Annotated in this window: 19 protein-coding genes and 1 tRNA gene; 6 read left to right on the forward strand and 14 right to left on the reverse strand. The window is 58.8% G+C overall.

The features are described 5' to 3' along the window. Positions 1-155 precede the first annotated feature (155 nt). On the reverse strand, positions 156-1,073 hold the full coding sequence (gene argF / locus FHW77_RS09860) for an ornithine carbamoyltransferase (RefSeq protein WP_004439776.1): 918 nt from the start codon (positions 1,071-1,073) through the stop codon (positions 156-158). A gap of 57 nt (positions 1,074-1,130) precedes the next feature. Further along, positions 1,131-2,330, reverse strand: a complete 1,200-nt coding sequence (locus FHW77_RS09865; protein WP_004439775.1) for an aspartate aminotransferase family protein — start codon at positions 2,328-2,330, stop codon at positions 1,131-1,133. Between the two features lie 430 nt (positions 2,331-2,760). On the opposite strand from FHW77_RS09865, the gene FHW77_RS09870 reads away from it, so the two are divergent. Next, a complete protein-coding gene (locus tag FHW77_RS09870) occupies positions 2,761-3,294 on the forward strand; it encodes a GcrA family cell cycle regulator (protein WP_004439774.1) in 534 nt (177 codons plus the stop codon). Between the two features lie 289 nt (positions 3,295-3,583). Here FHW77_RS09870 and phoB read toward each other — a convergent pair whose 3' ends face one another. The 7 genes from phoB to phoR all read right to left on the reverse strand — a co-directional run bounded on the left by phoB (position 3,584) and on the right by phoR (position 11,519). Continuing rightward, a complete protein-coding gene (phoB, locus tag FHW77_RS09875; protein WP_004439772.1) occupies positions 3,584-4,267 on the reverse strand; it encodes a phosphate regulon transcriptional regulator PhoB in 684 nt (227 codons plus the stop codon). Between the two features lie 30 nt (positions 4,268-4,297). Beyond that, positions 4,298-5,023, reverse strand: a complete 726-nt coding sequence (gene phoU, locus FHW77_RS09880; RefSeq protein WP_004439770.1) for a phosphate signaling complex protein PhoU — start codon at positions 5,021-5,023, stop codon at positions 4,298-4,300. Between the two features lie 95 nt (positions 5,024-5,118). Next, positions 5,119-5,934, reverse strand: coding sequence for a phosphate ABC transporter ATP-binding protein PstB (gene pstB, locus FHW77_RS09885; protein ID WP_003519986.1), 816 nt, complete (start codon positions 5,932-5,934; stop codon positions 5,119-5,121). 14 nt (positions 5,935-5,948) lie between these two features. Next, positions 5,949-7,268: a phosphate ABC transporter permease PstA gene (gene pstA / locus FHW77_RS09890; protein ID WP_004439767.1), complete on the reverse strand. Its 1,320-nt coding sequence runs from the start codon at positions 7,266-7,268 to the stop codon at positions 5,949-5,951. Beyond that, positions 7,265-8,749, reverse strand: a complete 1,485-nt coding sequence (gene pstC / locus FHW77_RS09895) for a phosphate ABC transporter permease subunit PstC (protein ID WP_004439765.1) — start codon at positions 8,747-8,749, stop codon at positions 7,265-7,267. The genes pstA and pstC overlap by 4 nt, the downstream gene beginning before the upstream one ends. 272 nt (positions 8,750-9,021) lie before the next feature. Then, the gene (locus FHW77_RS09900) at positions 9,022-10,056 is read right to left on the reverse strand and encodes a substrate-binding domain-containing protein (RefSeq protein WP_004439763.1); all 1,035 of its coding nucleotides are present in this window, start codon (positions 10,054-10,056) and stop codon (positions 9,022-9,024) included. Positions 10,057-10,250: 194 nt separating this feature from the next. Then, positions 10,251-11,519 (reverse strand): phosphate regulon sensor histidine kinase PhoR, encoded by a 1,269-nt coding sequence (gene phoR, locus FHW77_RS09905; RefSeq protein ID WP_004439761.1) that lies wholly within the window; start codon positions 11,517-11,519, stop codon positions 10,251-10,253. Between the two features lie 230 nt (positions 11,520-11,749). Here phoR and ppk2 point away from each other — a divergent pair, with 230 nt between their 5' ends. Further along, on the forward strand, positions 11,750-12,646 hold the full coding sequence (ppk2, locus tag FHW77_RS09910; protein ID WP_004439759.1) for a polyphosphate kinase 2: 897 nt from the start codon (positions 11,750-11,752) through the stop codon (positions 12,644-12,646). Positions 12,647-12,679: 33 nt separating this feature from the next. Here the strand turns inward: ppk2 and FHW77_RS09915 are convergent, their stop codons facing one another. Beyond that, complete coding sequence (locus FHW77_RS09915) at positions 12,680-13,825, reverse strand: hypothetical protein (protein ID WP_004439757.1); 1,146 nt, start codon at positions 13,823-13,825, stop codon at positions 12,680-12,682. Positions 13,826-14,078: 253 nt separating this feature from the next. Here FHW77_RS09915 and FHW77_RS09920 point away from each other — a divergent pair, with 253 nt between their 5' ends. The 4 genes from FHW77_RS09920 to FHW77_RS09935 all read left to right on the forward strand — a co-directional run bounded on the left by FHW77_RS09920 (position 14,079) and on the right by FHW77_RS09935 (position 16,078). Continuing rightward, on the forward strand, positions 14,079-15,041 hold the full coding sequence (locus FHW77_RS09920) for an NAD(P)H-dependent flavin oxidoreductase (RefSeq protein ID WP_004439755.1): 963 nt from the start codon (positions 14,079-14,081) through the stop codon (positions 15,039-15,041). Between the two features lie 136 nt (positions 15,042-15,177). Continuing rightward, positions 15,178-15,253, forward strand: a tRNA-Thr gene (locus FHW77_RS09925). A 106-nt stretch (positions 15,254-15,359) separates the two neighbouring features. After that, entirely contained in the window at positions 15,360-15,518 is a 159-nt protein-coding gene (locus FHW77_RS09930; protein ID WP_004439740.1) for a YqaE/Pmp3 family membrane protein, read from the forward strand. 317 nt (positions 15,519-15,835) lie between these two features. Beyond that, positions 15,836-16,078 (forward strand): DUF982 domain-containing protein, encoded by a 243-nt coding sequence (locus tag FHW77_RS09935; protein WP_004439737.1) that lies wholly within the window; start codon positions 15,836-15,838, stop codon positions 16,076-16,078. A gap of 99 nt (positions 16,079-16,177) precedes the next feature. Here FHW77_RS09935 and FHW77_RS09940 read toward each other — a convergent pair whose 3' ends face one another. The 4 genes from FHW77_RS09940 to FHW77_RS09955 all read right to left on the reverse strand — a co-directional run bounded on the left by FHW77_RS09940 (position 16,178) and on the right by FHW77_RS09955 (position 21,728). After that, complete coding sequence (locus tag FHW77_RS09940; RefSeq protein ID WP_004439734.1) at positions 16,178-16,570, reverse strand: PRC-barrel domain-containing protein; 393 nt, start codon at positions 16,568-16,570, stop codon at positions 16,178-16,180. A gap of 123 nt (positions 16,571-16,693) precedes the next feature. After that, the gene (locus FHW77_RS09945) at positions 16,694-17,575 is read right to left on the reverse strand and encodes a helix-turn-helix domain-containing protein (RefSeq protein ID WP_004439732.1); all 882 of its coding nucleotides are present in this window, start codon (positions 17,573-17,575) and stop codon (positions 16,694-16,696) included. 109 nt (positions 17,576-17,684) lie between these two features. Then, positions 17,685-19,892: a TonB-dependent siderophore receptor gene (locus tag FHW77_RS09950; RefSeq protein ID WP_004439731.1), complete on the reverse strand. Its 2,208-nt coding sequence runs from the start codon at positions 19,890-19,892 to the stop codon at positions 17,685-17,687. Between the two features lie 159 nt (positions 19,893-20,051). Next, complete coding sequence (locus FHW77_RS09955; protein ID WP_004439730.1) at positions 20,052-21,728, reverse strand: ABC transporter permease; 1,677 nt, start codon at positions 21,726-21,728, stop codon at positions 20,052-20,054. Positions 21,729-21,753 lie beyond the last annotated feature (25 nt).

Consider the following 21,753-nt stretch of genomic DNA (forward strand, 5'->3'; position numbering starts at 1 on the left):
GAGACCCGGGAAGAGAAACCGCTTCCGGGGAAAAACGTGCAAATCGTGACGAGGGCCCGCCAGAAAACCGACGAGCCTCTTCGAAGTCCAACAGATGGTAATCGCTGCCGAGAAGTTCAAGCACCCGCCCGACGTTGATCAAACGGGTGATATTTTCAGATGACGCCCATGCACCAGGCGATGATGGATTTCTGCGCGTGGAGGCGGTTTTCCGCCTCGTCGAAGACCACCGATTGCGGGCCGTCGATCACCGCATCCGTCACCTCTTCGCCGCGGTGAGCCGGCAGGCAATGCATGAACAGCGCGTCTTTTTCCGCCTTGGCCATCAGGGCTTCATTGACCTGATAGGGCTGGAAGATGTTGTGGCCGCGCGCCTTGTGTTCCTGATTCATGGAGACCCAGGTATCGGTGACGACGCAATCAGCGCCCGCCACCGCCTTGTCGGCATCGTGGCACAACATGATCTCGCCGCCATTGTTGCGGGCCCAGTTCAGGAACTTGTCATGCGGTTCGGAGCCCATCGGCACTGCCATCGTCATGCGGTAGCCGAAACGGGCCGAGCCCTCCACGAAAGAATGCAGGACATTATTGCCGTCCCCTGTCCACGCAATCGTCTTGCCTTTGACCGGACCGCGATGTTCTTCGAAAGTCATGATGTCAGCCATGATCTGGCATGGATGCGTGTCATCCGTCAGGGCGTTGATGACAGGCACTGTCGCATGTTCGGCAAGCTCGAGCAGGCGCGAATGATCTGTCGTGCGGATCATGATGGCGTCAACGTAACGCGACAGCACCTTTGCCGTATCACCGATCGTTTCTGCGCGGCCGAGCTGCATTTCCGTACCAGAGAGGAATAGCGTCTCGCCGCCAAGCTGGCGCATCCCCACATCGAAGGAGACGCGGGTCCGCGTGGATGGCTTTTCGAAGATCATGGCCAGCATCTTGCCGGCAAGCGGTTTTTCTGCCGTTCCAGCCTTGGTGGCCGCCTTGCGTTCGCGGGCATCGTCGAGAATTACCCGCAGGTCCTGCGAGCTGACGGCCGACAGGTCGAGAAAATGTTTAGGTGAAGCCATTTCAAACTGTCCCATGCTTGCGAGCCCCAGGAAAGAGGCCCGCCCTTCAGTGTTTCCTCAGGCGATTTTTGCCTGTTTCGCTGTGAGAGAAGCGGCGGCCGCTTCCACGCGTGCCAGCCCCTCACGGGCTTCTTCCGCCGTGGTGACGAGCGGCGGCAGGAGACGAATGACATTATCGCCCGCTGGTACGCCCAGCAGATGCTCGGCGCGCATGGCCTGCAAGAGCTCGCCCGAGGGCACCTTGGCCTTGATGCCGAGAAGCAGGCCTTCGCCACGGATTTCCTCGATAACGTCAGGATAACGGTCCTTCAGCGAAGCAAGGCCCTGGCGGAAAACCAGCGCGACGTCACGAACCTTTTCCAGAAAGCCGTCAGAGAGGACGACATCAAGCACGGCATTACCGACTGCCATGGCCAGCGGATTGCCGCCATAGGTGGTGCCATGCACGCCCGCCGTCATACCGGAAGCGGCATCAGCCGTTGCAAGGCATGCGCCCAGCGGAAAACCACCGCCGATGCCCTTGGCAACCGCCATGATATCGGGGGCGACACCAGTGTGTTCATAGGCAAAGAGCTTACCCGTGCGGCCAACGCCCGTCTGCACCTCATCGAAAATCAGCAGCAGACCGTGTTCGTCGCAAAGCGACCGCAGTAACTGAAGGAATTCCTTGCTGGGTGCGCGAATACCGCCCTCACCCTGAATGGGCTCGATCAGAAGCGCTGCCGTCTCGGCCGTGATGGCGGCTTTCAGCGCATCGACATCACCGAAAGGTACCTGGTCAAAGCCTTCGACCTTGGGACCGAAACCTTCGAGATATTTCTGCTGGCCGCCGGCTGCGATCGTTGCAAGCGTACGACCATGGAAGGCGCCTTCGAAGGTGATAATCCGGAACTTTTCCGGGTGGCCCTTGGAATAATGATAACGACGCGCGGTCTTGATTGCACATTCCAGTGCTTCCGCGCCGGAGTTGGTGAAGAAGACCTTGTCTGCGAACGTTTCCTCCGTCAGGCGCTTGGCAAGCTTTTCCTGGCCCGGAACTTCATAGAGGTTCGAGACATGCCAGACCTTTTCGGCCTGCGTCTTGATCGCGTCGACAAGATGTGGGTGGGCATGGCCCAGCGAATTGACGGCAACGCCGGCCGCAAAATCGAGATATCGCTCGCCGCTTTCGGTGTACAGCCAGACGCCCTCGCCTCGCTCGAAGCGGAGGGGGGCTCTTGCAAATGTATCGAACAATGGCGCGGCGGCTTCGGCCATGGCTGTATCACTCCTTGCGCGGATGCGCTGTCAGACGGTTGTCAATAGGCTTCGAGGGTTATCCCTCGCCTGAAAATCAAAAATGCCGCCTCGCGGCGGCAGGGGCACTATTGTCACTTCGCTTGCCGATGTCAACAAAAGTCCGTATTTCCTAGGCTTCTCAAGCCCTAGTAGGTGGCAGGTCGCAAGGCCCAAGGTGTTGCCTTTCTGACTCAACTCGCCAGCAAGTTGGGGAAAACCGGAAAATCGATTCGAGATGATTCCCGCGACTCTTGCCACGGAGTCTGCGTGGCACTAGGTTAATCGCTAATTACTAGACTGCATTGCGGCGGAACTAGTCACCAAAAATCAGGCAGAAACCACGCTCGCGGCATGCCCGCGAGACGGAGAAGGATTCTGTCGAAATACACGCGAAAAGCGGAGAAGCGGCATGAACTGGACAGACGAGCGGGTCGAGAAACTCAAGAAATTGTGGGCCGAAGGACTGAGCGCCAGCCAGATAGCAGCTCAGCTGGGCGGCGTCAGCCGCAATGCCGTGATCGGCAAGGTCCATCGTCTTAATCTGCCCGGACGCGTCAAGGCTGGCGGCCCGGTGACGTCGGCGCGTTCTGCGCCCAAGCGGACTGCTGCACCTGCCCCGCGCACGGCGAATTTCGCTGGCCGCGTCAACGCTGCACCTGCTCGGATCCTGACCCGCTCCAACGCGGCGACCGCTCTTCAGGAAGAGGTCGGCATCGAAACCGCTGAAATTCTCGATTACGTTCCGTCCAGAAACGTCGTTACTCCGATCTCCCGCCGGCTGACGCTGACGGAACTGACGGAGCGCACCTGCAAGTGGCCGGTCGGCGACCCCCTGAAAGACGATTTCCATTTCTGCGGCTGTGAAGCGCTGGAATCGTCACCTTATTGCAAATTCCATGCGAAACTCGCCTACCAACCGGTCAGCGAGCGCCGCAAGGCTTGAGTGTTGCGGCACACATTTGACACTCAAAAACTACGGGCCTTCGGGCCCGTTTTTTGTGACAAAATACCGCGCTTCCCGGGCAGCGACAGCAGAACACCAAGGCTTACTCATCGTCGTCGGGTTTCGCCCCTCAATCCGAATTTCGGTGGACTCTCAACCGTTCGTCAAAGAAATGAAAATATCGTGCTTGCGGAAGGTTCAAAATGAAAAGGCCCGACACCATTCCGGTTTCGGGCCTTTCGATTCTGGCGGAACGTCATGCTGAGGGGAACCCTCAGTTCGGTTCCGATCAGGCTTCCATCGAATATCCGGCACCGCGCACGGTGCGGATGACATCCTGCATATGGGAAAAGTTGAGCGCCTTGCGGAGACGTCCGACATGCACGTCAACCGTCCGCTCATCCACATAGATATCGTGACCCCAGACGCCGTCCAGCAATTGCGAACGGGAGAACACGCGGCCCGGAGAGGTCATCAGGAATTCCAGCAGGCGGAACTCCGTCGGACCGAGACGCACCTCGCGGCTTTTGCGGTGAACGCGATGCGTCTCGCGATCCAGCTCGATATCGCCGCACTTCAGCACCGAAGACAGAACCTCCGGACGGGCCCGGCGCAGCATGGCCTTGACGCGGGCCATCAGTTCCGGCGTGGAAAACGGCTTGACCACATAATCGTCCGCGCCGGTGGCGAGTCCGCGAACCCGTTCGCTTTCCTCGCCGCGCGCCGTCAGCATGATGATGGGAAGGCGCTCGGTTTCCGGCCGCATCCTGAGCCTACGGCACAGCTCGATACCGGAAACGCCGGGAAGCATCCAATCCAGGATGAGCAGATCCGGAACACGTTCCTGCAGCCTGATCTCTGCCTCGTCTCCACGGGGTATGGTGTCGACGTCATATCCCTCAGCCTCGAGATTGTAACGAAGCAGGACGCTCAGCGCTTCCTCATCTTCCACAACTGCAATCTTGGGCACCATATGCTAACTCCGCAAGCCGCTGCTTGTCTGTTACTCGGTCACCGAACCGAGCGTGTTGGAACTGTCGTCCTTCGGACGCTCGCCCTCCGGCTGGCTGCCGGTGGTCATGTAATAGATCGTCTCGGCGATGTTGGTGGCATGGTCACCGATGCGCTCGATATTCTTGGCGCAGAACAGAAGATGCGTGCAGGTGGTGATGTTGCGCGGATCTTCCATCATGTAGGTCAGAAGCTCGCGGAAGAGCGAGGTATACATGGCGTCGATTTCCTCGTCGCGCTCGCGAATGGCATTGGCCTTTTCTGCGGAACGTGTCGAATAGACGTCAAGGACTTCCTTCAGCTGTACCAGCGCCAGCTCCGACAGGTGCTCTATGCCGCGGGCGAGTTTGCGCGGCACGCCCGTTCCGGCGACCGCGATGACGCGTTTTGCGGTGTTCTTGCCGAGGTCGCCAACGCGTTCGAGGTCGGCGGCGATCCGCAGGGTGCCGATGATTTCGCGAAGGTCTGCCGCCATCGGCTGGCGCTTGGCGATGGTGACGATGGCCTTGTCGCCGATCTCCCGCTCGGAATGATCGAGGATAGCGTCATCGGAAATGACCTTCTGGGCAAGCGCGGCGTCGGAATTGACGAGCGCACGCACGGCGTCAGCACACATCTGCTCGGCGAGACCGCCCATCTCGGCGATGCGTCGCGTCAGGAACTTCAGTTCGTCATCATAAGCAGACAGAATATGCGAATGGGTCGTTGTCTGGTTCACGGTCTATTCCTCCGGCTTGGCCTTGCATGCGACCGCCCGAAGCGGGGCCGCAGCGGCACCAGTCTTGTTGGGTTGCGATAAAGCGCCGGCCGCGATCAGCCGAAGCGGCCCATGATGTAATCCTGCGTGCGCTGGTCATCCGGATTGGTGAACATCTTGTCGGTTTCATTTTCCTCGACAAGGTGACCGAGATGGAACATGGCCGTACGCTGGGAAACACGTGCCGCCTGCTGCATGGAGTGCGTGACGATAACAATCGTGTAATTGGTGCGCAGTTCGTGGATCAGTTCCTCGACCTTGGCAGTGGCGATCGGATCCAGCGCCGAGCAGGGTTCGTCCATCAGGATCACTTCCGGGCTGACGGCAACGGCGCGTGCAATGCACAGGCGCTGCTGCTGACCGCCGGAAAGACCGGTGCCGGATTCGTGCAGACGATCCTTAACCTCGTTCCAGAGACCCGCCTTCTGAAGGCTCTGCTCAACGATCTGGTCCATATCCGCCTTGTTGCGGGCGAGACCGTGAATGCGTGGACCGTAGGAAATGTTTTCGTAGATCGACTTCGGAAAAGGGTTTGGCTTCTGGAACACCATGCCGACGCGGGCGCGCAACTCCACGACGTCAATCGCCTGATCATAGATATCGTCGGTGTCGAGCGTGATCTTGCCCGTTACCCGGCAACCGTCGATCGTGTCGTTCATACGGTTCAGGGTACGCAGGAAGGTGGATTTACCGCAGCCGGACGGGCCGATAAGCGCGGTTACCGTATTTTCGCGAACGTTGAGGTTCACGTCGTAAAGCGCGCGTTTTTCGCCGTAATAAACCGAAACGTCCTTGCCGATCATCTTGTATGAGACTTCATTCATTTTCTTGTCCAGCGCCTTTTCAACTGCTGCTTCCGACAACATGTTCATTGCTCAATCTCCCTTTACCAGCGCCGTTCGAAGCGGCGACGCAACAGGATTGCGCCAACATTCATGACGATGAGGAACAAAAGCAGGATGATGATAGCGCCTGAAGTCCTTTCGACAAAGGCGCGCTCCGCTTCATTCGCCCACATGTAAATCTGCACCGGCAGGGCCGTGGACGGGTCCATCGGCGTTGTCGGGTAATTTGCTACGAATGCCACCATGCCGATCAGCAGCAGCGGCGCAGTTTCGCCCAGCGCGTGTGCGAGGCCGATGATGGTGCCGGTGAGGATGCCGGGCATGGCGAGCGGCAGCACGTGGTGGAAGATCGTCTGCATCTTGGACGCGCCGAGGCCCAGGGCGGCGGCGCGGATTGACGGCGGCACGGCTTTCAGGGCAGCGCGGGTCGCAATGATGATCGTCGGCAGGGTCATCAGCGTCAGGACGAGGCCGCCGACCAGCGAGGCCGAGCGCGGAAAGCCCATGAAGTTGATGAAGACGGAGAGGCCGAGCAGACCATAAACGATCGAGGGAACAGCCGCGAGATTGTTGATGTTCACCTCGATGAGATCAGTCAGACGGTTCTTCGGAGCAAACTCCTCAAGGTAGATCGAAGCTGCAACACCGATCGGCAGCGACAGCACCAGCACGATCAGCATCATGTAGAAGGAGCCGATCAGCGCCACGCCGACACCCGCCGCTTCCGGACGGCTCGAGGCGCCGTTGATGAAGATGCCGGTATTGAAATGCTTGCCAAGCTGCCCGCTTTCGGCGAGTTGGTTCATCCAGCCGAGCTGCTGGTTCGAGATACGGCGATTGGCTTCATCCGCCGTCAGATCGACCTGGCCCTTGAAGGCGCTGTCGACGTCGCCCGAGGCCAGCAGCGTCACCGTGCGGGTGGTGCCGATAACGGCGGGGTCGGCAACGACGATATCGCGAAGCTGCGTACGTACGCTATCGGAGATCAGAAGGTTGACGGCGCGAAGACCGGTGCGGTCCGTTGGCGCGACGCCCAGAACCTTGGCAACCGCATCACGGGCAAGAACGGGATAATTGGCCGTCATAAGCTTGGTCGGATTGGTGGCACGCTCGTTCTTGGGATCGATGATCTGTTCGGAGAACTCCACCGGAACGGTGATCATCGTCTGCTGGAACGCGGTGTAACCCTTGGAGACAACCGAGAAAAGCAGAAGGAAGAGAAAGATGAGGCCGAAGGAAATCGCTGCCATGCCATAAGCACGGAAACGGCGTTCGGCGGCATAACGGCGCTTGATGCCGATATCACGACGCGTCGCCTTGACGGCGTTCGCACCAGCTGCGGGAGAGGCGATGTCGGTCATTCATATTGCTCCCGGTATTTGCGCACGATGTAAAGCGCGTAGATATTCAGGCAAAGCGTGATGGCGAAAAGCGTGATGCCAAGCGCAAAGGCAACCAGCGTCTGCGGCGAGGTGAATTCAAGGTCGCCCGTCAACTGGCTGACGATCTTGACCGTCACCGTGGTCATGGGCTCGAAGGGATTAAGCTGCAGTCGGGCAGCGACACCTGCCGCCAGAACCACGATCATGGTTTCGCCGATGGCGCGCGACGCCGTCATCAGCACGGCGCCGACGATGCCGGGAAGAGCAGCCGGAAGAATGACCCTCTTGATGGTTTCGGAGCGCGTGGCGCCAAGTCCGAGCGAACCATCGCGCAGCGAACGCGGCACGGCGGTGATGATGTCATCCGACAGCGACGACACATAGGGGATCAACATGATACCCATGACGAAGCCGGCGGTGATGACACTCTGCGCCTGGATGAAGTTGGCGTAGTTACCCGTCGCCAGCCCGTTGATCTGCGCAGAAATGTCTCTGAGGAAAGGACCGACCGTCGTCAGCGCGAAAAAGCCGTAGACGATGGTGGGGATGCCGGCGAGCACCTCGAGCAGCGGTTTTGCCACCGAGCGCAGGCGGGGTGAAGCATATTCCGACATATAGATCGCCGAAAACAGTCCGACGGGAACGGCAACCAGCATGGCGACGAAGCCGATATAAAGTGTGCCGGCAAGCAGCGGGATCAGGCCGAACTGTCCCGATGAATCGGTCGCACCGGCAGCCGCAAAACGCGGATCCCACACCGTGCCGAAGAAGAACTGGTGAGCCGGAACCATGTTGAAGAACTGGATCGCTTCCGTCAGCATCGACAGAACGATGCCGATCGTTGTCAGGATAGCGATGGAAGATGCGACAAGAAGAGCGCCGAGAATGACCTTTTCGACCTTGTTGCGTGCCCGGAAGCGCGGTGCAATCGCCCGCAGCGCATAGGTGGCGCCGCCAAGCGCGGCCAGCAGCACGACAGCGATCATCGCAAGACGGCTCGTGGCGGTCATGGTGTTCAGCGTTTGGGCGGCGTCAACCATGAACCGTTCCGGATCACCGGCAATCGCCACGCCCTTGGATGCAAGCAGAGGCCTCACCGCGCTTGTGTCCGCATCGACCTGCGCCGTTTCTTCCGGTGTCAGCCGCTGAAGGCCGCGGGCGATGGAGGTTACCATGCCGTAGGTCAGGCTCTGCTGCGCCTCGGATTGCGCCCGGATGTCTTCCGGGAAATCGCCGCGGACCGCTGACGTCACGATGAGCGGGCTGATAATCAGCCAGACGCTGAGAATGAACGCCGCGGGCAGTACCGCCCAGACGACCGCGTATGAACCGTGATAACCGGCTCGGGAATGCATGCTGGAAGGACGCCCACCAGACAGGGCAACGGCACGGCGGCTGCCGAGCAGATAACTGCCGATGCCGATCAGCGCCAGTATCAGCAAAAGGATCGATGTGTTCATTAGAGTTCCCTCGGCGTGCCGCAGGAGCACGGTGCGATATAGGGCAAATCAAAAAGTCATCAAAACGAGACCGCTGGACCATCCCGGAATGCCTGCCAAGTGACTGTATCAAAGTCCGGCAAGCGTCAAGGTTGATACATCCTATCCATCTGTAATCCATAGACAATCATGTGGACGACGATGAATAGGAACTGTCAACCGGAGACATTCGCCCAAGCGGAGAGGCACCGGATGGTATGAGGGGCGCGGCAGGCCGCACCCCTCCTTCTTCATTACATCGTGGAACCGGCCGAGAACTTGGCACGGATTTCTTCGCGCTCTGCGTCCGGAGCGGCAACCAGGCCGTAATTTGCGAGCGGGGAATCCGGGCCGATCATTTCGTCGGAAACGAAGAACTCGACATATTCCTTAAGGCCCGGGATAACGCCCAGGTGAGCCTTCTTCACGTAGAAGAACAGCGGGCGGGAAACCGGGTACTTGCCGCTGGCAACGGTTTCAGTGGACGGAACAACGCCCGAAACGGTTGCGACCTTCAGGCGGTCGGCGTTGTTTTCATAGAAAGCGAGGCCGAAGACGCCGAGGCCTGTCTTGTTGGCGTCGATGCGAGCGAGCGTCTCGGTGTAGTCGCCGTCGATGTCGACTGCAGCGCCGTCCTTACGGACTGCTACGCACTTGGCAGCAGCCTGCTTGGCGTCGGTGATCAGCGTCTTGATGACGTCGGTCGCTTTGGCTTCCTTGCAGCCGTCAGCCATGATCTTCTCTTCGAAGACTTCGCGGGTGCCGTGCTTGGAACCCGGGATGTAAGCGGCGATCGCTACATCCGGCAGTTCCTTGTTGATTTCCGACCACTTCTTATAGGGGTTGGCAACGAGCTTGCCGTCCTTGACGATTTCAGCGGCGAGAGCGAGGTAAAGGTCCTTCGGCTCAAGCTTGATGTCCTTGTTGGAAGAATCCATTGCGAAGACGATACCGTCGTAACCGATCTTCACTTCCTGAACGTCGGTAACGCCAGCAGCCTTACAGGCGGCCAGTTCGTCGCTCTTGATCTTGCGCGATGCGTTGGCGACGTCGATGGTGCCTTCGCCCACGCCCGAGCAGAACGCCTTCAGACCGCCACCCGTGCCGCCCGACTCGACGACCGGAGCCTTGAAGTTCGGGAAGGTTTCGGCAAAAGTCTCGGCAACGATCTTGGCATAAGGCAGAACCGTGGAGGAACCGGCAACCTGGATCTGGTCGCGAGCAGCGGCGGCGCCAGCGAAGGCGACAGAAGCCACCAGAGCTGCTGCGGAAAATTTAACGAAGTTCATTTGTCTCTCCCGTCGTGGGCTTGTTTGTGGACGCAGCCGATAGCGGCACTCGCTCTTAGCATGCGCTCGGCGACCTCTTCTTAACCACCGTAGCCCCATCCTTTTATGTCACTTCAATGAAAGATTTGTGACAAGCTAAATAATTGATTTAAAAGGCAAATTTACGTGATATTTTGTATGTACGGGTGTTTATGTCAGAATCTGACGGTAAAATCCGTGCCGCTGCCCAGTTCAGATTTAATGATGAGCCGAGCGCGGTGGCGGGTGAGAATGTGCTTGACGATGGCAAGACCAAGCCCCGTTCCCTTTTTGGAGCGGCTGTCGGCGACGCTGACTCGATAAAACCGTTCCGTCAGCCGCGGCACATGTTCGGCCGGTATGCCCGGCCCCCGGTCGACGACGCTCACCTCTACCGGCTTGCCGGGCTCAGCCCGCAGCCAGACATCAACAATCTTGCCTTCCTGGCCGTATTTGCATGCATTTTCCACGAGGTTCTGGAATACCTGCACCAGTTCGTCGCGATCTCCCTGCACCTCCGCAGGACCATCCGGCAGATGCAGGGTGATATCGACATCGAGTTCGTTGGCAAGCGGCAGAAGCGTATCGCGCACATGGCCTATGACGGGAACGAGATCGACCTTCTGATCCGGCGCGATATTGGCGCGCAGCTCCAGCCTCGAAAGGGACATGAGGTCATCCACGAGCCTGCTCATGCGGGTTGCCTGATCGAGCATGATGGCGAGGAAACGCTCCTGCGCCTTGGGATCGTTGCGTGCCGGCCCCTGCATGGTTTCGATGAAACCGCGCAGGGAAGCCAGCGGAGTGCGCAGTTCATGGCTGGCATTGGCGACGAAATCGCTGCGCATGCGGTCGATGCGGCGAAGTTCCGAGACATCGCGGAATGACAGGATGTAGAAAAGCGGGCCCGCCCCCTCGCCCATATCCGCACGGGCGATACGGACGATGAAGACCCGTTCTGAGGGGAAACGCTCGGAATGTTCGACCTGATTGGGCTCCCCGGTGGTGATGGTTTCGCGAATGACATCCAGCAGGCCCGGCGAGCGCAGCCTTGCGGAAATATGCGCCCCGGCGGGAAGCTGACCAAACGCCCGTTCGGCCGCGCCGTTCTGAAACAGCACGCTGGCATTCTTGTCGAGAATGAAAACGGGCGTATCCAGCACGGCAAGACCTGCCCTGACGCCGGAAATGACACTTTCAGCCGGAACATCAGGCTCATCCACCTGTCCGGCCGCATTTTTGGCCTTTTCGGAAAAGGCCGGTTTTTCGCGAACGGCCAGAATGGCGATGACCGCACAGAGCCAGAGGACGGCCGGCATATAGGGCGTGTGCAACTCGGAAACTGCCACGATGGCGAGCATGCTGACGACGAGCACGGGCAGCCAGTTCCGGCCAAGCTTCTTTGCCAAAAGCCTTAATCCACCATCGCCTTCCATGACTGCCATTTCAGCCTGCTTTCCACTCTCGCTCGACAGCGCATCGAAATCTCATAGGCCAGCTTCATGACAGAGATTCATCACCGCATATTTTCCACAGCGTATATGTGCAAATTCCACGCTGCAATCGTCACACCGCCACAGCTTTCTCAAGCAACCCTCTTTCGCTTGAATTCTGCCGGGCGATGTGAACTCATTGGCGGCGAGTTGCCTTTACACAACAACAGCCGGAGGAAACCATGGCCGATGAAACGAAGAAGCGGACAGTCGAGATTACCGTTGGCGGAAAGCTGCGCAGCTTTGACATCGACGATCCGGTTCTTCCCGACTGGGTGGAGGAAAACAAGCTCTCGGCCGGCAATTTTCCCTATGACAAAAAAATGAAGCGCGAGGAATACGATGCCGCGCTGGAGGCGCTGCAGATCGAGCTTGTGAAGGTCCAGTTTTGGCTCCAGGCCACAGGCAAGCGGGTCATGGCAGTTTTCGAGGGCCGCGATGCGGCCGGCAAGGGCGGCGCCATCTTCGCGATCCGCTCTTATCTCAACCCACGCTATGCCCGCGTCGTGGCGCTGACCAAGCCGACGGAAACCGAGCGTGGGCAATGGTATTTCCAGCGCTATATCTCGCATTTTCCCACGGCAGGCGAACTAGTTCTGTTCGATCGCTCCTGGTACAATCGGGCCGGAGTGGAACCGGTGATGGGTTTCTGCACCCCCGAGGAACATAAGCGCTTCCTCAAGGAAACGCCGCGCCTGGAAAAGATGCTCGCCCACGAGGACATCCACTTTTTCAAGTTCTGGCTCGATATCGGACGGGAAACGCAGATCGACCGTTTCCACGATCGCCGCCATAGCCCGCTGAAGTGCTGGAAACTTTCGGACATGGACATAGCCGCGCTGACGAAGTGGGACGACTACACGCAAAAGCGCGACGAGATGCTGGAAAAGACCCATACCGATGTCGCGCCCTGGACGGTGGTACGCGCCAATGACAAGCGCCGGGCCCGGGTCAATCTCATCCGCCACATTCTCAATTCGCTGGACTACGAAGGCAAGGACGAGAAGGCGATCGGCGAGATCGACAATAAGATATTGGGGGCGGGGCCGAATTTTCTCGGAAAAGCCGAAGAGAAATGAGGAGAGCCGCCTTTGGCGGCTGCTCGTACCCTTTTATTGACCCGGCAGGATGCGCACGGAATAAAGGTTGACCGGGCGGCCGCTGCCATCGATATCGCTGTTGATGAAAATCCTGCCCGGCGCGTTGGGGGCCAGCGAACGCTCGAATGTCGCGTTCAGCAGCATGTCGGCGCGCTCGGCCGTGGCCGTAAAGCGGTGGCGCGAACAATCGCCCAAGGTAGCGAAATCGCATGCGACGGACACCTGCGTCTGCCGGTCACTGGAAGATTGCAGGGTAATGGATATGGTCGAGGATTTACCGGCCATGTCCCGCATCACTTCGACTGGAACCTCGATGCTGACGGCGCCATCCTGCGCCACGCTTCTCGACGTCACCCGAATTGCCTTGCCGGCGGGCGTTGCGATATTTTCGACATTGGCGCGTGGGCCTGCCGAAACTCCGGAATTACCGCGCTCGGCGTTAAAAACCTCGACCCAGTCGTCGGAAAAACCACGCCCGGCCGATAGGCTCGGGGCGGGTTCGGCGCCATTAAAGTCCTCTGCCTGCACCTGCGCCGGCGGATTGGGCACGCTGGTATCCCGCTGTTCCGGAGAGAGCAGGACACCCGAGGAATAGGCCCACCAGGCGCCGAAACCGACGAAGGCCAGAAGCGTGACATAGATGAAAAGCCGGGCAAAAAGCCCGCGGCGCTTGCGGCGACCAACAGCACCTTCGGGGCGGAAGGCAAGCGATGCGTCAGCCGCGCTGGAACCTCTCCTCGATGGTTTTCCGCCGCGCCGGCCTGGTCGGGGGGATTCCGGGGCCGTGGCGGCACCGGGTCGCGCATCGCGCGTTTCACCGCGCAGTTCCGGCTCGACAGCCACTTCATCCCGATGGGGCGGCTGCGAAACGGGATAGACGGAATCATCATCCTGCGCCGCGCTTTCCTGCACGGGCGGTCGCAATTGCTGCTCCACCCTGTCCAGAAGCCGGTTGCGTTCCTCGTTCTCGATGAGGTGGATCAGGCTTTCAAGCCGCTGGCGCTGCTGGGCAACAATCTGCGGGTCGTCGATGCCCTGCTTGCGCAGGCCCGCTTCCAGCGCCTGACGGGACGATTGATAAATACGTGCACGAACTTCGGCGTTCGATCTGTCCGATTTTTCCAGAGCATTTCTGATTGCCGTTTCCAGTCCGCTCACGACCGATCCTTGTTCTAATGCGCTTTGCAAAATATGCGGCGCTGCGCCATGGGTTCACGATTCGGTAACGGCTATGCCGCCCCTCCGCAAGCATCGTTTGTGATAAAGACCGGATTGTCTTGGGGAAAATCGATCTATTGTGGCGCTACGAACGCAGGTTCGGCGACGCCTCGCGGTACTGTTTTCGCTTCCAATCCGACACCGAACACGATAATGACTTACGTGCGCGTAAACGTAATCTGGGGGAGGAGCCATGCTACCGTCCGTGCTGAAAGACAATCTGCGTCTTCCGGTCATAGCGTCACCATTATTCATCATTTCGCACCCGCAACTGACGCTGGCGCAATGCAAGGCGGGCGTCATCGGCGCTTTCCCGGCGCTGAATGCGCGGCCGGAAAGCCAACTCGATGAGTGGCTGGCGATGATCACCGAAGAGCTTGACGCGCACAACCGGGCCAACCCGGATCGTCCGGCGGCGCCTTTCGCGGTCAATCAGATCGTGCATATGTCCAACCGGCGACTGGAACATGATCTCGGCCTTTGCGTGAAATATAAGGTCCCGGTGGTTATTTCCTCGCTCGGTGCCGTGCCGGAAGTCAATGCGGCCGTGCATTCCTATGGCGGCATCGTCCTGCACGATGTCATCAACGATCGCCATGCAAGGTCGGCCATCCGCAAGGGCGCGGATGGGCTGATCGCCGTCGCGACGGGCGCCGGCGGCCATGCGGGCACACTTTCTCCCTTCGCCCTCGTGCAGGAAATCCGCGAGTGGTTCGATGGCCCGCTGCTGCTTGCCGGCGCCATCGCCAATGGCGGCTCCATCCTCGCGGCACAGGCGATGGGCGCGGACATGGCCTATATCGGCTCCCCTTTCATCGCCACGCAGGAGGCCCGCGCATCCGACGCCTACAAGCAGGCAATCGTCGATGCGCATGCCAAAGACATCGTCTATTCGAACTATTTCACCGGTGTTCACGGCAATTATCTGAAAAGTTCGATCGTCGCCTCCGGCCTCGACCCCGACAAGCTGCCGGAAGCGGATCCCTCAAAGATGGATTTCGAATCGGCTTCCGGCGGCGCAAAAGCCTGGAAGGACATATGGGGCGCGGGCCAGGGTATTGGCGCGGTCAAGGCGGTGGAGCCGGTAGCGGCTCTGGTTGATCGGCTGGTCCAGGAATACGAGGTTGCGAGGGGCCGCATCTGCGCCGGAGCCTGATACGCCCCTTAAACATTGGACAGGCAAAGCTTTTTGCGGAAATTTCAAAAGCCACGCATTCAAGGCTTGAAATCCGTCGGCATTGCCTGTATCAGCCCGCCATGAAGCTGATCCGTGACAGACGGATCACAACCGGGCCGCTTTAGCTCAGTCGGTAGAGCACATCATTCGTAATGATGGGGTCACGTGTTCGAGTCACGTAAGCGGCACCATTTTCAAACAAAAATCTCTCAAAAAGCACGTCCGTGCTTAAGTGAAACCAAACCGCCCCACACACGTTCTCCGGCTGGTCAACAGTCAACCGGAAGGCCTGTCATCGTGGACGTCATTCGTATTCTCATCGCCATCATCCTGCCGCCGGTTGGTGTATTTCTCCAGGTCGGACTGGGGCTACACTTCTGGCTCAACATTCTTCTGACGCTGTGCGGTTATGTGCCCGGCATCATCCACGCGATCTGGGTGATCGTGCGGAGGTGACGTTCCGCATCGCGTGACGATGGAATGTCCGCAATTTTTTAGCACGTGATTAAATTATCATGTGCTTCTGGAACCGCATCTTCTCCTTCACGTTATGGTGATGACATAGACAAGGAGAAAATCATGAACCAGATCATCTACATCGTCGGCCTCGTCGTTATCGTCCTGGCGATCCTTTCGTTTTTCGGCTTCCGCTGATCACCGTTGTCAATTCCATTGCTTGCGCTTATCCTAGGCGGCAGTGACACAGGACAGCGTTCATGGGTTGCTCCGCTGTCGGGTTTGTTTCGGGATCGCGTTGCTCTGGGAGGTGCACGATGAAGAACGAGAGATGGACAGAGCCTGTTGAGGTCAATCTGGATGCGAACGGCAAGAGTGTCGTCGCCGGCCCATTCGAAGCACTGAGATTGTTGACCGAAGGCTGGCCAAATCGGCGCGGATTGAGTTTCGTGAGAGCCAGAAGTGCCTGCCGCGCTGCACTAGACGGGCGAAAATCGCCGGAGGAAGCGCGTAAGTGCTTCACAGATGCGGTTTCCGACATGCAGAAGAACCCACATTAATACAGAAAAAACGGCTCCTTCAGGAGCCGTTTTCGTCAGGCGTTTCCGGCTGAAGATGAGCCGAAAACGCCACAATGCCCGTTGGCAAGATTATTCGCCTTACATCCAGTAAGGGGCGACGCCGTAATAGTCGTAGACCTTACGATCCCTTGCGTTCAGCAATTCGTCATCATCGAGATTGGCGAAATGCGGGGCATTTTCGATCTGTTCCTTTGTCAGGTCGATGCGGTAGCCGTCGAGCTCTTCGTCGTAATGCAGCTTTTCCCACGGCAGCGGATAATAATCGTCGCCGATGCCGAGAAAACCGCCGAAGCTCAACACCGCATAGGCAACGCGGCCGCCGCGCTTCTCAAGAATGATGCGCTGGATCGAGCCGATATGCTTGCCGTCGGCGCCGTAAACGCGGGTGCCTTCCACCTTGTCGCTGGCGATGAGGCTGGGCGTGTCCTTCACATAGGGGTCCTGGCCGGCGCGGGGTTCCTGATGCAACATGATAGTTTCCTCCTTGATTTCCTCAATGGGTCACGTCTGTAAACCCGTCGCCGGAGAAATCGTTCCGGGGCGTTTCAGATGCCGTCAGGGAATTTTTTGGAGAAAGAACGGAACAAAAGGCAGTTACTGGCGGCTCCTCTGCCAGACCGAGGGGGACACCCCGACCATCTTTCGAAAGACGCGGGAGAAGTGCGCCTGATCGGAAAATCCGGCTGCGATGGCAATGTCGGTAAGCGCCATCTCGGTTCGCATCATCAGATCCTTGACCCGATCAATACGCGCCTGCATCTGCCACTGGTGCGGCGGGACGCCGGTGGAGGCCTTGAAGGCATGGCTGAAATGGGATTGCGACAGGTTTGTAAGTTCCGCAAGTTCCTCAAGCCGGATCGACCGAAGGCAATGTTCGCGGATATAATCCGTCGCCGCCCTTAATTGCCAGGCGGCGAGCTTGCTGCGCTTTTTGACCGGCTCCCGCCTCACTTTCAGAAAATCCGTCAGCAGCGCCAGCACGAGGCTCTCGCCATAGAGATCGTGCAGCGGATCGGGATTGTCGCATTCGGCTGCGATCAACCGCGCCAGCGCCAGCAGGCGCTCATCCTCGAACATCAGATGCGGGTCGAGCAAACCGTGCGGATCGAAACCCTGCACCAACCGAGCCCCCAGCAGTCCAGCGTCGAAGTGCAGATCGAGGTGGCGGAGGAAGGAAACGTTGCTCAACTCCGCATGCACATCCAGATCGGCAGGCACGAAGGAAATACGGTTCACCTCGGAGGCGGTATACTTGTCGCGGCGGCAGCCGTTCATGACGAACCTGCCATCATCCTTTCCATCCATCTCCAGCAGAAAAACAAACCGCGGGTCCTTGCCGACATAACGTCCACCTGCTTTCGGTGCACAACGCACGTCCCAGAGGTCGGCAACGATGCCGTTCCAGACCCTTGAGCGCGGGCCGCCTATAACGGCAAAACCGTCGATCTCATTTTCCATCCGCACGCGGAAAGCCATGGCTTCTCGATCCCGCAGGGCGCGCCATGGCGCCACTATAACATGATAAACTTATTCATGTTTATAGTGGCAAACCAATTTTCCCGCAACTATGGCCTTTGACCAGGCCTTACCACTTCCTGGAAAGCTTGAAGGTGATGGTGCGGCTGTCGCCCCAGCCGCAGACGGAGATACCGGCGCAGCCCTTGACGTATTCCTTGTCGAAGACATTGGCGACGTTGATGGATGCGGTCCAGTCGTCCTTCTGGTAACGGACCGCGGCATCGAAAACAGCGGCGTCAGGAACGCGCAATGTATTCGCCGCATCCGCCCAGGACTTGCCCTGATAGCGCACACCGCCGCCGATGCTCAGTCCGTCAAGTGTATCCGTGGTGAAAGCATAGTCCAGCCACAGCGAAGCGGTATGGGCGGGCACGATCCATGGCGATTTGCCAATGAGATTTGGATTGGCATCGCGGGTAATGTCGATATCGGTGTAGGAATAGGAGGCAAGTGCCTTCCAGTTTTCATTGAGATTGGCTTTGGCCTCCAGCTCGAAGCCGGTGGATTCGACCTGTCCGAACTGGCCGCTGGTGGTCACCCCACCCGCCGTATAGGACACGATAGCATTATCCTTGACCAGCTTGAAGACCGAGGCGGTGATGCTGCCATCGAAGAACGTCGGCTCGTATTTGATGCCGGCTTCGAACTGGTGGCCTTCTTCCGGCACGGCGGGTGTGCCGTCTGCAAGCGTATCGATAAGCGGATTAAAGAAGGTGGCGGCGGAGACGTAGGGCGTCAGGCCATTGTCGAATTCGTAGGCAAGGCCGGCGCGGCCGCTCAGCGCGTCGTCACTGGAGCGGCGGGACAGGCCCGTCGGCAATCTGTTGTTCAGCTCCGTATCGACATAGTCGTAACGGCCATTCAGCGTCACAAGCCAGCCATCTCCGAACCGCAGCTGGTCCTGCGCATAAATGCCGATCTGCTGTTGTGTCACGATGTTATCGGCATAAACGAAATTCGTTCCCTGCGCCGAACCGTAAACCGGATTGAGCGCGCCGATCGCATTCGACCCGCAGCAGGCCTGCACCTGATCCAGCCGGTAATATTTATAGTCCAGACCAAAGAGCAGTGAATGGCTGACGGCGCCGGTATCGAACTGGCCTTCCAGTCGGTTATCCACACCGAAGCTATCGACCTTCGACACGCCGTCGTAACCGAAGCGGGTCAGCATATAGTCCTTGGTGATCGGATCGAGTCTCGGCTGGCCGTTGGCATCGGCATTTGCCCAGCCGCCGGGATAGGGCCCGGTCTCGTGCTTGTACAGATGCCCATAACGGGCGTTCTGACTGATCTTCCAGCCATTGTCGAATTCATGGCTGACCTCGTAGCCCACCATCGATTGATAGACGCGGCCGTTATCAAGGTCCGGCTCACCATAAAAGGCTTCACGGTTGAGCTTGCCGAAGGGCGCGTCGGCCACGGTGCCGACATAAGGCAGGAAACCGTTGCCCACATGCACCTGGTCAAGCGCCGAAAAATACCCATAGAGCGTGGCGCTTGTCTGCGCATCCGGCTCGAAAGTGACTTGCGGCATGATGAAGCCGCGCAAATCCTCGGAGTAATTCGTATAGTTGTCGCCGCCCGAGACCTTGCCGGTGACGCGGTATTTCCATACGCCCTCATCATCCACCTTGTCGCCGAGATCGAAACCGAAGAAAGCGTTGCCGAAATTATTGATGCCGATTTCCGTTTCGCGAACGGGTTCTTCCTGGGTGCGCTTGCGGATCATCTCAACGATGCCACCGGGATTGGCGCCGCCGTAGAGCACCGACGCAGGCCCCTTCAGGACTTCAACCCGCTCCAGACCATAGGCATCCATCTGGAAACCGCCGAAACCGTAACTGAACAGGTTCAGCCCATCCAAAAACACCCCAGTCTGGGTGGCCTGAAAACCGCGAATGTAAAACCAGTCCGTATCCGGATCCGTGCCAAAGGGCTCCGCCGTCACGCCTGGAGTATACCGCAGCACCTCGTCGATCTTCGTCACCGCGCCGCGGTCGTTCATTTCCTGACGGCCGACGACCGATACGGATTGCGGAATATCTCTGGTTTCCGTCTCGGTTTTTGAACCCGTCGCGCTTTTCTTCGCGACGTAGCCCCGGACGGGACCGGTTGCGTTTTCCGTGCCCTGCCCGTCAACGGTAATCTGCTGAAGGACGGTTGTGTCCTGCGCGTGCACCATCGCGGGCGCCTGCAAAACTACGGCAGCCGTTCCCAAAGCCAGATGGCGCAAAAACATCCCATGCAAATTTTTCAAGATATGCCCCGAAAACATCGCGACCGTATTGATATCCCAAGGGTCGCAGCACCTCAATTAAGCTGAGTATTTACATCAGGATTAAGGCGCGATGCTTGTCGTTTTCTGGGTGGATTTGAAGCTTATTGGCCTCTCGCACAATTTTGCGCCCGCAATTTATCCGGCGGAGCTTCGATGTCAGCTCTTGCGCCGGCCGATCCTTGCAAGTTGCATGACCGGAAGCATGCCAATGACGACGATTGCCAAGGCTGCGATGGCCGCCTCCTCGTAGGTGCCACGCGCCGCTTCGCCATAAAGATGGGTAGCAAAGGTTTCGAAATTGAGCGGCCGCAACAGGAGCGTAGCGGGAAGCTCCTTGACGCAATCCACGAAGATCAGCAGTGCCGCAGCCGCAAGTGAGGCCTTGGAAAGCGGAAGATGGACGTGTCGGAATGTCTGCGTCGCGGATCGCCCGAGCGTTCGCGAGGCGTGATCGAAGGACTGCGGGATGCGGCTGAGGCCAGCATCCACCCCACCGGCGGCAATGGTAAGGAAACGTGCGGAATAGGCGTAGATCAGCGCGGCGCCACTGCCGATGAAGATGAGGCCTGTCGATAGGCCGAACCAGTCGCGCATGGTCTCGTCGACAAAGCGGTCAAAGCCGCCGAGCGCGATCAGGACGCCGATGGCGATGACCGTTCCGGGGGCAGCATATCCCACCGTCGAAAGACGATAGGACCAGAGCGACAGGCGGCCCGGCGCAAGGCGCATGGCGTAAGCGACGACAAGGCCGAGGATGAGGGTGATCACCGTCGCCACCCCGGCAAAGACGATGGTGTTCAGGGCCTCATCGGCAAAACGGGGGGACAAACCGTTGAAACGAAACCGTTTCCATGCCTCGGTGACGAGATAGCTGGCTGGCGCCATAAAACCGATCAGGACCGGCAAGCTGCCCAACAAGAAAGCGGCCCAACCCTTCAGGCCATTGAGCCGCAGCGGCTCCAGTTGCCTGCTTTTCTGCGCAGAGACCGCGTAGCGCTGCTTGCGTCGCGCCCAGCGCTCAAGCGCCACGAGGGCGACAACGATGAACAGCATGGAAAGCGCAATCTGCGCCGCACCCGGCAGGTCGGATTTCGTGACCCAGGTGGTGTAGACGGAGACGGTGAGTGTGCGGACGCCAAGAAATTCGGACGCGCCGATATCGTTCAGCGCTTCCATCAAGGCAAGGCTGACGCCGACCGCAATCGCCGGGCGCGCCAGCGGCACCGCTACCTTGAAGAAAGCCGCACGTCTGGAGACTCCGAGCGTGCGCGCCGCTTCCAGCAGGTTGCCTGCCTGCGTGAGGAACATGGCGCGCACGGGAATATAGACATAGGGAAACAGCACGAAGCCGAGAAGGACGATGCATCCGGTCATGGACCTTATGTCCGGAAGACGGAATTCACGCGGGCTGGAATAGCCGAGCAGCCAGCGGATCGCGCCCTGCACAGGCCCGATGGGATGCAGAATATCCAGATAGGCGTAAGCGACGATATAGGTGGGCATGGCCAGCGGCAGCAGCAGCGCCCATTCCAATATTTTGCGGCCGGGAAAATCATAGGCGGTGACCAGCCAGGCGGCACAGGTTCCGACGATACCTGCCAGCAGCCCGACACCGGCAAGAAGGATCGCCGTATCCGGAAGCGCCGTCCAGAGCACGGTTGAGCCCAGATGCGACCAAAGGCCATCAGAACCCTGCAACGCCTGCGAGACAAGCGCCAGAACCGGAACCATGGCGCCGCAAACCGCCAGCACTGAAAGGCACAGCCACCAGAAGGAGGATGAAAATCTGGCTCGGGCACGAGGTGACAATGGCTGGGTGGCGTCTGGGTTCATGTGCTTCTGGAAAATACGCGGAAAG

The sequence above is a fragment of the Agrobacterium sp. RC10-4-1 genome, from assembly GCF_014138475.1.
In the GTDB taxonomy this organism is placed as follows: Bacteria; Pseudomonadota; Alphaproteobacteria; order Rhizobiales; family Rhizobiaceae; genus Agrobacterium; species Agrobacterium pusense.